We start from the raw sequence: 11856 nt of genomic DNA, 5'->3' as shown, positions 1-11856 counted from the left end.
CGGCGGCGCGGTGGGCCGGGCCTTGCGGGCCGGCGGGGTGAAGCGGGCGGCCTCGGCGCGGAGCATGGCGTTCAGAGCGGCGTACGGCGGGGCCGGGAGGGGCCCGCGCACGGGGCAGGGGCGCCACGTCACGGGGCGGTGGCCCGTGACGTGGGGACGGGAGCCCGCGTCAGGGGGCGCGGCGGTCGCGGGCCCCGAGGCCCTCGTCGTCGGAGTCCGTCCACAGGCTGCTGTCGTACGGGGTGTCCGGGACCGTCACCATCAGGGACGGGTCGGGCGGGGCGGGCGGGCCGGCGGGTCTGGCCCGCCCCGCCTGACGCTCCAGCAGCTCGACCCTTCGCGTCAGCTCGTCGAGGTCGCGCCGTACGGCCTTCTGCTCGTCGTGCGGTGAGTCGTGCGGTGGGTCGTGCGCCGGGTCGTTCGGTACGTCGTGCGGCGAGTCGTGCACGGACATGATTCTTGCCCTCACTTCCGCGGGTGCGGTGGCAACGCTCATGTGCGCCTGAGAGTGTTGCGCCTCCTGTCCCCGGTGTGAAGGGACGTGCAGGGATTACGGGCGCGCAGGCTTGATCCGTGCGCCCCCCCGCACCCGGTTTCTCCCTCTTCCGGGGGAACCCGCACCCGTCCCGCGTCCCGGATTGGTCCGCACGGGTGGGGTTGGCGGCGTGGCGTGAGGCGGCTGCGGGGGGTGTGGGGGGCCGTCGATTTCAGTGGGTTCCGGCAACCGGTGTGATCAGCTCCATATACCGCCAAACGTGATCATGCTTCCCCCACGCCCCGCCCCCGGAGGTACGACCCATGTCCCAGAGAAGGCGCAGGTCCTTGGCGCTCCTGACCTCGGGAGTCCTCGCGCTGCCGCTGCTCACGGGCTGCGGCGCGGGCGACGACGAGGGCGGCCCGGCCGCCGCAGGGCAGGACATCGCCACGACCGCCCGCGACCGGGTCGCCGACGGGGGTGTGCTGCGCTGGGCGGTGGACGCCCTCCCGGAGACCCTGAACACCTTCCAGGCGGACGCGGACGCCACCACCGGCCGGATCGCCGGGGCCGTGCTGCCCCAGCTGTTCGTGCTGGACGGCAAGGGCCGGCCGGCGGCCAATCCCGACTATCTGGAGAAGGCGGAGGTCGTCGAGCGCGAGCCCAAGCAGGTCGTCCTGTACAAGCTGCACCAGCAGGCGGTGTGGAGCGACGGCCGCGAGATCGGCGCCGCCGACTTCCTCGCGCAGTGGCGGGCCCTCAACGGCAAGGACTCGGCGTACTGGACGGCCCGGAACGCGGGCTACGAGCGGATCGAGAAGATCGAGCGCGGCAAGACGGACCTGGAGGTCAAGGTCACCTTCGCCAAGCCGTACGCCGACTGGCGCTCGCTGTTCACCCCGCTCTACCCCAAGCAGGTCACCGGCAGCCCGGACGCCTTCAACGAAGGCGCGCGAGGGGCCCTCAAGGTCACCGCGGGCCCCTTCAACCTCGGCGCGATCGACAAGAAGACCGGTTCCGTCGCCCTGACCCGCAACCCCCGCTGGTGGGGCAAGACGGCCAAGCTGGACTCCCTGGTGCTGACGGCGGTGCCGCGGGCCGACCGGCCGGCCGCGCTGGCGGCCGGGAAGGTAGACCTGGCGGACATCGACCGGGCGGGCGCCGACCGGATCGCGCTGGCCCGCCGGGACGCCGGCCGGGGCGGCGCCGCGGGTACCGCGGCCGGCGCCGGCGCGGGCTCGGGCGGGGCCCCGGCCCACGGTCCGGGCACCTCGCTGACGGCGGCGCAGGCCACCCTGTCGTGGGCGATCGCCTTCGGCGCGGACGAGGGCAAGGCCGCCGCCGAGCACGAGTCCCGCCAGAAGAACGCCGAGGCGGTCAAGCGGTACGCCGACGAGCAGGCGGCCCTGCGCACCTTCACCGTCCGCAAGTCCCTGGAGCCGGCCTACACGCAGCTCGCGATGAACGGGGCCTCCGGCCCGCTGGCGGACGAGCGGGTCCGCAGGGCCATCGCGCGCGCCCTGGACCGCAAGACGCTGGCCGAGATCGTACTGAAGCCGCTCGGCCTGCCGGCCAAGCCCGTCGGCAGCCACGTGGCCCTCGCCGGGCAGCGGGCGTACGCCGACAACAGCGGCGCCCTCGGCGGCCAGGACACCCAGGCGGCCCAGGCCCTCCTGGCGGACGCGGGATGGCGCCTCGGTGGCAAGCTCACCGAGCCGGCCGGTGTCAAGGCGGGCGCCGAGAACGCGGGTCAGGACGACGCGAAGACCCCGTCGGGCCCGGGCACCGGGAACGACGGTCTCTACGTCGTCGGCCAGGACGACGGGCGCAACGGCGACCCGCTGTCGGCGGCCGCCCGCCTGGACGCGGCGGCCCGTGACCAGGGCCCCGGCGGCGACGGCCTCGTCGCCGAGGACCCGCGCCGCGCCCCCGACGGCGAGATCGTCGACGCCGACGCCTTCGCACCGGGCGCGCGGCCGGAGCAGGACGGCCCCTCACCGGTGCTGGCCCCCGCACCGTTCGCCGCCGACCAGCGGGCCTCGCTGCTGACCCAGGCCGCTGCGGCCGCGGCGGTGGACGACGGCAAGCGCAGCCCGGCCCTCGACGCCGAGGCGGCCGGGACGGCCGAGGTGGACGCGGCCGAGGGGGTCCCCACCTCCCCGCCCCCGGCGAAGCAGGCGAACCGTACCTCCGGATCGACGCTCGCCAAGGACGGCAAGGCGCTGACCCTGCGGTTCGTCCTCCCGGCGGGGCCCGGCTCGGAGCCGCTGCGCGCGGTCGGCGAGCGGATCAGCCAGATGCTGCGGAAGGTCGGGGTGAGCACCGAGATCACCAAGGTGGCCGACGAGAGCTTCTTCAAGGACCACATCGCCTCGGGCCAGTACGACCTGGCCCTGTACTCGTGGCCGGCCACCGCCTACCCCGCCACCGACGCCCGGCCGATCTTCGCGAAGCCGGAGCCGGCCGCGGACGGCTCGCTGCTCGTCGAACAGAACTACACCCGGGTCGGCACCGACCACATCGACCAGCTCTTCGACCAGGCCGTCGGCGAGCTGGACGAGGAGCAGTCGCGGGAGCTGGTGCGCAAGGCGGACGCCCGGATCTGGGCCGCCGCCGGCTCCATCCCGCTCTACCAGCGCCCGGAGCTGGTGGCCGCCAAGCCGAGTCTGGTCAACGCCGGCGCCTTCGGCCTCGGTGCCCCGCGCTTCCAGGACATCGGCTGGAAGAAGGCGGCGTCCGCCAAGGACAAGCGGAAGTAGGAGGGGCGGGGGAGGACCGCGGGGACGGGCGCGGGAAGAGCCGGGGAAGAAGGCGAGAAGAAGGCGAGAAGAAGTAGTGACAAACCGGTTCCAGAAAGGGTGACCGGCGAGTCACAAGCTCAGAAGTGACTCAAGTTCCTTGCCCGCCGGATCCCCGGCGGGCAAGGTCGTGCATACCCGTTGACCCGCATGAACACCGGCTGGACGGGCGGTCGAGACACCCCACGCAACCCTCGGCCGCCCTCATTCGTCCGGCCTCTTGACAGACCCCCCGGCAGGCGGTTCCCGCTGCGCGACGTACGATGGGGTAAGGCCGTGGCAGGTTTCCGCCCGGTCGAGGCGCGCGTGCCAGGCCGTACGCGACGCCATCCACGATCCCGGGAGAAGCGCCGAAGTGCCCACGCGCCACGACATCCGTAACGTCGCCATCGTCGCCCACGTCGACCATGGCAAGACGACCATCGTCGATGCCATGCTCAAGCAGGCCGGTGCCTTCGCCGCCCACCAGCACCTCGACGACCGCATGATGGACTCGAACGACCTGGAGCGTGAGAAGGGCATCACGATCCTCGCCAAGAACACGGCGGTGAAGTACCACCCCAAGGACGGGGGGGCCCCGATCACGATCAACATCATCGACACCCCCGGTCACGCCGACTTCGGTGGTGAGGTCGAGCGCGGTCTGTCGATGGTGGACGCCGTCGTGCTGCTGGTGGACGCCTCCGAGGGTCCGCTGCCCCAGACCCGTTTCGTCCTGCGCAAGGCCCTGCAGCAGAAGCTGCCGGTCATCCTCTGCATCAACAAGACGGACCGTCCGGACTCCCGGATCGACGAGGTCGTCAATGAGACGTACGACCTCTTCCTCGACCTGGACGCGGACGAGGAGCAGATCGAGTTCCCGATCGTCTACGCCTGTGGCCGTGACGGCGTCGCCTCGCTGACCAAGCCGGAGGACGGCACCGTCCCCCCGGACAGCGACAGCCTGGAGCCGTTCTTCTCCACCATCCTGGAGCACGTCCCCGCCCCGGTGTACGACGAGGAGGCCCCCCTCCAGGCCCACGTCACCAACCTGGACGCCGACAACTTCCTCGGCCGCATCGCGCTCGTCCGCGTCGAGCAGGGCGAGCTGCGCAAGGGCCAGACGGTCGCGTGGATCAAGCGTGACGGCACCATCTCCAACGTCCGCATCACCGAGCTGATGATGACCGAGGCGCTCACCCGCAAGCCGGCCGAGGTGGCGGGCCCGGGTGACATCTGCGCGGTCGCCGGTTTCCCCGACATCATGATCGGCGAGACCCTCGCCGACCCGGAGAACCCGATCGCGCTCCCGCTGATCTCGGTCGACGAGCCGGCGATCTCCATGACCATCGGTACGAACACCTCCCCGATGGTCGGCCGCGGCGGCAGCGGCAAGGGCGCGGACGCCAAGTCCGCGGTCAAGGACCGCAAGGTCACCGCCCGCCAGGTCAAGGACCGCCTCGACCGCGAACTGGTCGGCAACGTCTCGCTCCGCGTGCTCGACACCGAGCGCCCGGACGCCTGGGAGGTCCAGGGCCGCGGTGAGCTCGCGCTCGCCATCCTGGTCGAGCAGATGCGCCGCGAGGGCTTCGAGCTGACCATCGGCAAGCCGCAGGTCGTCACGCAGGAGATCGACGGCAAGGTGCACGAGCCGGTCGAGCGCATGACGATCGACGTCCCCGAGGAGCACATGGGCGCGGTCACGCAGCTCATGGGCGTCCGCAAGGGCCGCATGGACAACATGTCGAACCACGGCTCCGGCTGGGTCCGCATGGAGTTCGTCGTCCCGTCCCGCGGTCTCATCGGCTTCCGTACGGAGTTCCTGACGGGCACGCGCGGCACCGGCATCGCCCACTCCATCCACGAGGGCCACGAGCCGTGGTTCGGCCCGCTGGTGACCCGTAACAACGGTTCCCTGGTCGCCGACCGCTCCGGTTCGGTCACGCCGTTCGCGATGATCAACCTCCAGGAGCGCGGCGTCCTGTTCACCGATCCCGGCACCGAGGTGTACGAGGGCATGATCATCGGCGAGAACTCGCGCTCCGATGACATGGACGTGAACATCACCAAGGAGAAGAAGCTCACCAACATGCGTGCGGCTTCCGCGGACAACACCGAGAACGTGGTGCCCCCGCGCAAGCTCTCGCTGGAGCAGTCCCTTGAGTTCTGCCGCGACGACGAGTGCGTCGAGGTGACCCCGGAGGCCGTCCGCATCCGCAAGGTCGTCCTGGACCAGAAGGACCGCTCGCGCACCGCCTCGCGCGCCAAGTCCGCCAAGTAGGACCGGAGTAGTCCGGCCGTACCCCGTGTGCCGCTTGGACGGCGCACGGGGTGGCCGAAACACCCGCGGGAATCGACAGCCCCTCCCGTCACGGAGTCCGTGACGGGAGGGGCTGTTCGCTTTTGTCAACCGGATTTTTTGGTTCAGGCGTCCGCATACCGACCGTGACACTCCGGAAGGTGAGCTAACCGTCCGTTTCGCACGTGTCTGTCTCCTATCCGTTTGTCCGGATTTCGGGTTTTGGTCATGCGGTGATGTTGTGAAAACGAGACCACTTAAGTGTGGTTTACGGTCTGGGCGTCCCTGAGGATGGCTCCATTGAGCTCGGGTCAATGGGTCATGCGCTGTGGGGAGCGCCGACTCACGAGCACGCACGATGGGGCCGGATTTCGCTGTCAGGGGTGTCAGCGCAGCCGGGCCCTTCACTTATCGACAGTGACTCCTGAGGAGGCAATTACCCATGCGCGGAGCAACGAGCGCCAAGTGGGTCGCGGGTGCCGTCATCGTGGCGATGGCTGCCACGGCTTGTGGTACCGGCAAGGACGACGCCGGCAGCAGTGCCGGTGGCAACATCACCGTGGTGCTCGGCGAGCCGCAGCACGGTCTTGTCGGTCAGAACACCGCCGAGTCCGAGGGCGCGGAGGTTCTCAACGCGCTCTTCACCGGTCTGGTGGAGTACGACAACAAGACCAACGAGCCGAAGCTCGCGGTCGCCGAGTCCATCGACAGCACGGACTCGCAGACCTGGACCATCAAGCTCAAGGACGGCTACACCTTCCACAACGGCGACAAGGTCGACGCGCAGTCGTTCGTCCGCGCCTGGAACTGGGGTGCCAACCAGGACAACGCCGCTGAGGGCCTGCCGTTCTTCGCGAAGATCGAAGGCTCCGACGAGCTGGCGCCGGGCAAGGACAAGAAGCCCACCGCCACCGAGCTCAAGGGCCTGAAGGTCGTCGACGAGAAGACCTTCACCGTCAAGCTGAAGGCTCCGTTCTCCCAGTTCAAGACCATGCTGGGCTACAACGCCTTCTACCCGCTGCCGAAGGCTTTCGACGCCGACCCGAAGAAGTTCGGCGAGGCCCCCATCGGCAACGGCGCCTTCCAGATGGACGGTGCCTGGGAGCACAACAAGCAGATCAAGGTCAAGCGGTACGACAAGTACCCGGCCGAGGGTCGCGCCAAGCTCCAGGGCGTCACCTTCAAGATCTACGACAACCTGGACACCGCGTACAACGACCTGCGCGCCGACACGCTCCAGATCGTCGACAAGCTCCCCGTCTCGGCGATGGCCAGCGTCTCGCAGGAGTTCGGCGACCGCTACATCTACAAGCCCGAGTCCGGCGTCGGCTACATCGGTCTCCCGCTGAAGACGAACGCCGAGGCGTTCGGCAAGCCCGAGATCCGTAAGGCCATCTCGATGGCCATCGACCGGGACGCCATCACGAAGACCATCTTCAACGGCACCCGCAAGCCGGCGGACGACTTCATCAGCCCGATCATCCCGGGCTACCGCAAGGGCGCGCTGGGCGAGGCGGGTACGTACAACCCGACCAAGGCCAAGGAGCTCTACACCCAGGCCGGTGGCGTCCCCGGCGGCAAGATCGAGCTCGGCTACAACGCCGACGGCGGCCACAAGGAGTGGATCGAGGCCGTCGCCAACCAGCTGAAGGCGAACCTCGGCATCGAGGTCACCGCCAAGCCGTTCACCAAGTTCGGCGACATGCTGACCGAGCTGGGCGACCAGAAGTACAAGGGCGCCTTCCGCATGGCGTGGTCCATGGACTACCCGGCGGCCGAGAACTACCTCCGTCCGATCTTCTCGAAGGTCGCGATCGACAACGGCTCCAACTACGGCGCCTACGTCAACGAGGAGTTCGAGACCCTGCTTGACACGGCCGACAAGACCGCCGACCCGGCGGAGGCCCTCAAGCTGTACCAGCAGGCCGATGACGTCATCATCAAGGACCTGCCGTACATCCCGGTCTTCACCTACATGTCTTCTTCGGCCTACTCCAAGTCCGTGAAGAACGTTGAGATCGACGCCCAGGGCCGCATGGACCTGGCCAAGGTCGAGCGCAACTAACACCCCTCTTCACACCAAGGGGACACACGGGGCGGGCAGGCGGAAGCAGGTTTCCGCCTGTCTGCCCCTTCCCCCTGCTCTTCTGTTGGAGGTCTGATGGGCCGCTACCTCATCCGCCGACTCATACAGGCGATCCCTGTCCTGATCGGTGCCACGTTCCTCATCTACTGGCTGGCGTTCAAGCTTCCCGGCGACCCGATCCAGGCGCTGGCCGGCGAGAAGAAGGCCGACCCCCTCGTCGCCGCGATGCTGCGCGAGAAGTACCACCTCAACGACTCGTTCCTGTCGCAGTACTGGAACTACATCACCAACCTCGTACAGGGGAACCTCGGCGAGGACCTGACCGGTCGCCTCGTCTGGGACAAGATCACCGACGCCTTCCCGTACACGGTGAACCTCGCCCTCATGGCCTTCCTGATCGAGGCCGTCGTCGGTGTGGCCGCCGGCATCATGGCCGCCCTGCGCCGCGGCAAGTTCCTCGACCAGCTCGTGCTCCTCTCGACGCTGCTGGTCATCTCGATCCCCGTCTTCGTGTCCGGCTTCGTGCTCCAGCTGGCTCTCGGCGTGAAGCTGAAGACCGAGTGGGGGATCGACTGGTTCCCGGTCTCGTTCAACGAGAACGACGGGCTCATGGCCTACTTCCTCCCCGCGCTGGTGCTCGCCTCGACCTCCCTCGCGTACGTGGCCCGACTGACCCGTACGAGCCTGATGGAGACGATGCGCTCCGACTACGTGCGCACCGCGACCGCCAAGGGCCTGCCGCGCCGCCGCGTCGTCGTCAACCACGCGCTGCGCAACGCGCTGATCCCGATCACCACCTTCCTCGGCGCCGACCTCGGCTCCCTGATGGGCGGTGCGGTGATCACGGAGAAGATCTTCAACATCCACGGGGTCGGCGGACTGCTGGCCGAGTCGGTCTACCGCAAGGAAGGCACCGTGATCGTGGGCACCGTCTCGCTCCTGATCGTGGTCTACCTCGTCGCCAACCTGATCGTGGACCTGCTGTACGCCGTGCTCGACCCGAGGATCCGCTATGCGTGACACAACTACGGTGGAGGGCTCGATGACCGACACCCAGATCGCCGGAGCCCCCTCCACCGGCGCCGCGGCTCCGAAGGGCGACCGCAGGAAGAAGAAGGACCGCGAGGCCAGCCTCTGGTCGGACGCCGTCTCGGACCTGCGCCGCAACCCCATCTTCCTGATCGGCGCCGTCGTGGTGCTGTTCCTGCTGGTGCTGTCGGCCGTCCCCGGGTGGTTCACGCCGGGGAGCCCGTTCGCTGCAGGAGCCTGCAAGCTCCAGGACTCGCTGAAGCCGCCGAGCGGAGAGCACTGGTTCGGCTTCGACATCCAGGGCTGCGACGTCTACACCCGTACCGTCTGGGCCGCCCGCAACTCGATCATCGTCGGTGTCGTCACCACGACCCTGGTGCTCGTCGTCGGCGGTCTCCTCGGCCTGCTGGCCGGCTGGACCGGAGGCTTCGTGGACAGCGTGCTGTCCCGCTTCACCGAGATCTTCTTCGCCATCCCGCTGCTCCTCGGCGGCATGCTGATCATGTCGGGTCTCGGCAAGGGCAACGCCTGGACGGTCGCGGTCGTCATGGCCACCCTGGGCTGGCCGCAGATCTTCCGCATCATGCGGTCCTCCGTGCTCCAGAACAAGAACAACGACTACGTGATGGCCGCCCGCGCCCTCGGCGCCGGCACCCTGCGCATCACGATGCGGCACATCCTGCCGAACGCCGTCGCTCCCGTCATCGTGATCGGCGCGATCAGCCTGGGTGTGTACATCTCCGCGGAGGCCGCTCTGTCGTTCCTCGGCATCGGCGTTCAGTCGCCGGAGATTTCCTGGGGCCTCATGGTCAGCGACGCGAAGGACCGCTGGCTCCAGGCGCCCCACGTACTGCTGTTCCCGGCCGCAGCGCTGAGCGTCACCGTGCTCGCGTTCATCATGGTCGGCGACGCGGTCCGCGACGCCCTCGACCCGAAGCTGCGCTGAGGAAGGGCGTACGTTGACCATCATCGACAAGACCTCGAACGTCCCCGCGCCCCGTTCGGCGCCGGAGGGGACCCCCCTTCTCGAAGTGCGCGACCTGCACGTCGAGTTCCACACCCGCGACGGTGTCGCCAAGGCCGTGAACGGTGTCTCGTACTCCGTGAACGCGGGCGAGACCCTCGCCGTCCTCGGCGAGTCCGGCTCGGGCAAGTCCGTGACGGCGCAGGCCATCATGGGCATCCTCGACATGCCGCCCGGCAAGATTCCGCACGGCGAGATCCTGTTCCAGGGCACCGACCTGCTGAAGCTGCCCGCCGAGGAGTTCCGCAAGGTCCGCGGCCAGAAGATCGCCATGATCTTCCAGGACGCGCTCTCCTCGCTGAACCCGGTGCACACCGTCGGCGCCCAGCTCGGCGAGATGTTCCGCGTCCACCGCGGCATGTCCAAGAAGGACGCCACGGCCAAGGCCATCGAGCTCATGGACCGCGTGAAGATCCCCGCCGCCAAGGCGCGCGTGGGGGACTACCCGCACCAGTTCTCCGGCGGCATGCGCCAGCGCATCATGATCGCCATGGCGATGGCCCTGGAGCCCGAACTGATCATCGCCGACGAGCCCACCACGGCTCTCGACGTGACGGTCCAGGCCCAGGTCATGGACCTGCTCGCGGAGCTCCAGCGCGAGATGAACATGGGCCTGATCCTGATCACCCACGACCTCGGCGTCGTCGCCGACGTCGCGGACAAGATCGCCGTCATGTACGGCGGCCGGATCGTCGAGAACGCCCCGGTCCACGAGATCTACAAGCGCCCCGCGCACCCGTACACCCGCGGCCTGCTGGACTCGATCCCGCGCCTGGACCAGAAGGGCCAGGAGCTCTACGCGATCAAGGGCCTGCCGCCCAACCTGCTCAACATCCCGTCGGGCTGCGCCTTCAACCCGCGCTGCCCCAAGGCGCAGGACATCTGCCGCACCGACGTGCCGGTCCTGCACCCGGTGACCGAGCGGGACGGCGCCGACCTGCCCGGCCGCACCAGCGCGTGCCACTTCTGGAAGGAGCAGATCCATGGCTGAGCTCACCAAGAACGTCACCGAGCGCGAGCCGATCCTCCAGGTCCGCAACCTGGTCAAGCACTTCCCGCTGACCCAGGGCATTCTGTTCAAGAAGCAGATCGGCGCGGTCAAGGCGGTCGACGGGATCTCCTTCGACCTGTACCGCGGTGAGACCCTCGGGATCGTCGGCGAGTCCGGCTGTGGCAAGTCCACCGTCGCCAAGCTGCTGATGAGCCTGGAGACCGCCACCGCGGGCGAGGTCTTCTACAAGGGCCAGGACATCACCAAGCTGTCCGGCCGTGCCATGAAGACCGTCCGCCGCAACATCCAGATGGTGTTCCAGGACCCGTACACCTCGCTGAACCCGCGCATGACGGTCGGCGACATCATCGGGGAGCCCTTCGAGATCCACCCCGAGGTGGCCCCGAAGGGCGGACGGCGCCGCAAGGTCCAGGACCTCCTGGACGTCGTCGGCCTGAACCCGGAGTACATCAACCGCTACCCGCACCAGTTCTCCGGCGGCCAGCGCCAGCGCATCGGCATCGCCCGCGGCCTCGCGCTCAACCCGGAGATCATCATCTGCGACGAGCCGGTCTCCGCGCTCGACGTGTCGGTGCAGGCCCAGGTCATCAACCTGATGGAGAAGCTCCAGGACGAGTTCAACCTCTCCTATCTCTTCATCGCGCACGACCTGTCGATCGTCCGGCACATCTCGGACCGCGTCGGCGTCATGTACCTCGGCAAGATGGCCGAGATCGGTACGGACGGCGAGATCTACGAGCACCCGACGCACCCGTACACCCAGGCGCTGCTCTCCGCCGTGCCGGTGCCGGACCCGGCCGCCCGTGAGGGCCGCGAGCGCATCATCCTCACCGGTGACGTGCCGTCCCCGGCCAACCCGCCGTCGGGCTGCCGCTTCCGCACCCGCTGCTGGAAGGCCCAGGACAAGTGCTCCACGGAGGAGCCCCTGCTGGCGATCCCGGAGCGGTTCAAGGGCCAGGACGTCCTGGCCGCGCACGAATCGGCGTGCCACTTCGCGGAGGAGAAGGCCATCCTGGCCGTCTGACCCCCGCCGAGGGCGTACGCCCCCCCAGAGCGCCCGGCGCCGGACTCCTCCGGCCCCCTCCTGCCCGGCCAGGTAGCCGTGGATCAGCGAGCTCGTCCCGGAACCCGCGACCCCGGTCACCACCGCCAGC

General features: G+C 68.9%; 8 protein-coding genes. 7 read left to right on the top strand and 1 reads right to left on the bottom strand.

Annotation, left to right across the window (positions count from 1 at the left end; genetic code table 11):
• Positions 1-169: 169 nt before the first annotated feature.
• The gene (locus ABT106_RS32205; RefSeq protein WP_502979498.1) at positions 170-346 is read right to left on the bottom strand and encodes an Rv0250c family protein; all 177 of its coding nucleotides are present in this window, start codon (positions 344-346) and stop codon (positions 170-172) included.
• Between the two features lie 452 nt (positions 347-798).
• Here ABT106_RS32205 and ABT106_RS27920 point away from each other — a divergent pair, with 452 nt between their 5' ends.
• The 7 genes from ABT106_RS27920 (at position 799) to ABT106_RS27890 (ending at position 11726) form a co-directional block, all read left to right on the top strand.
• Entirely contained in the window at positions 799-3234 is a 2436-nt protein-coding gene (locus ABT106_RS27920; RefSeq protein ID WP_351282681.1) for an ABC transporter family substrate-binding protein, read from the top strand.
• A gap of 394 nt (positions 3235-3628) precedes the next feature.
• Entirely contained in the window at positions 3629-5533 is a 1905-nt protein-coding gene (gene typA, locus ABT106_RS27915) for a translational GTPase TypA (RefSeq protein ID WP_351282678.1), read from the top strand.
• 460 nt (positions 5534-5993) lie between these two features.
• Complete coding sequence (locus ABT106_RS27910; protein WP_351282675.1) at positions 5994-7616, top strand: peptide ABC transporter substrate-binding protein; 1623 nt, start codon at positions 5994-5996, stop codon at positions 7614-7616.
• Positions 7617-7712: 96 nt separating this feature from the next.
• The gene (locus tag ABT106_RS27905) at positions 7713-8657 is read left to right on the top strand and encodes an ABC transporter permease (protein ID WP_351282673.1); all 945 of its coding nucleotides are present in this window, start codon (positions 7713-7715) and stop codon (positions 8655-8657) included.
• Positions 8650-9612 (top strand): ABC transporter permease, encoded by a 963-nt coding sequence (locus ABT106_RS27900; protein ID WP_351282670.1) that lies wholly within the window; start codon positions 8650-8652, stop codon positions 9610-9612. Before ABT106_RS27905 ends, ABT106_RS27900 begins: the two co-directional genes overlap by 8 nt.
• A gap of 13 nt (positions 9613-9625) precedes the next feature.
• Positions 9626-10681: an ABC transporter ATP-binding protein gene (locus ABT106_RS27895; RefSeq protein ID WP_351282668.1), complete on the top strand. Its 1056-nt coding sequence runs from the start codon at positions 9626-9628 to the stop codon at positions 10679-10681.
• Positions 10674-11726: an ABC transporter ATP-binding protein gene (locus ABT106_RS27890; protein WP_351282665.1), complete on the top strand. Its 1053-nt coding sequence runs from the start codon at positions 10674-10676 to the stop codon at positions 11724-11726. The genes ABT106_RS27895 and ABT106_RS27890 overlap by 8 nt, the downstream gene beginning before the upstream one ends.
• The last annotated feature ends 130 nt before the right edge of the window (positions 11727-11856 follow it).

This window comes from Streptomyces sp. NPDC002044 (assembly GCF_040296725.1).
Classification (GTDB): Bacteria; Actinomycetota; Actinomycetes; order Streptomycetales; family Streptomycetaceae; genus Streptomyces; species Streptomyces antarcticus.
Note: the sequence above shows the minus strand (reverse complement) of the source record. Positions and strands in the feature narration are given on the sequence as shown.

Bases quoted from the DNA above. Each gene is read 5' to 3' on its own strand.
- ABT106_RS27920 (WP_351282681.1), top strand. From the start codon at position 799: ATGTCCCAGAGAAGGCGCAGGTCCTTGGCGCTCCTGACCTCGGGAGTC.
- ABT106_RS27910 (WP_351282675.1), top strand. From the start codon at position 5,994: ATGCGCGGAGCAACGAGCGCCAAGTGGGTCGCGGGTGCCGTCATCGTG.
- ABT106_RS27905 (WP_351282673.1), top strand. From the start codon at position 7,713: ATGGGCCGCTACCTCATCCGCCGACTCATACAGGCGATCCCTGTCCTG.
- ABT106_RS27900 (WP_351282670.1), top strand. From the start codon at position 8,650: ATGCGTGACACAACTACGGTGGAGGGCTCGATGACCGACACCCAGATC.
- ABT106_RS27890 (WP_351282665.1), top strand. From the start codon at position 10,674: ATGGCTGAGCTCACCAAGAACGTCACCGAGCGCGAGCCGATCCTCCAG.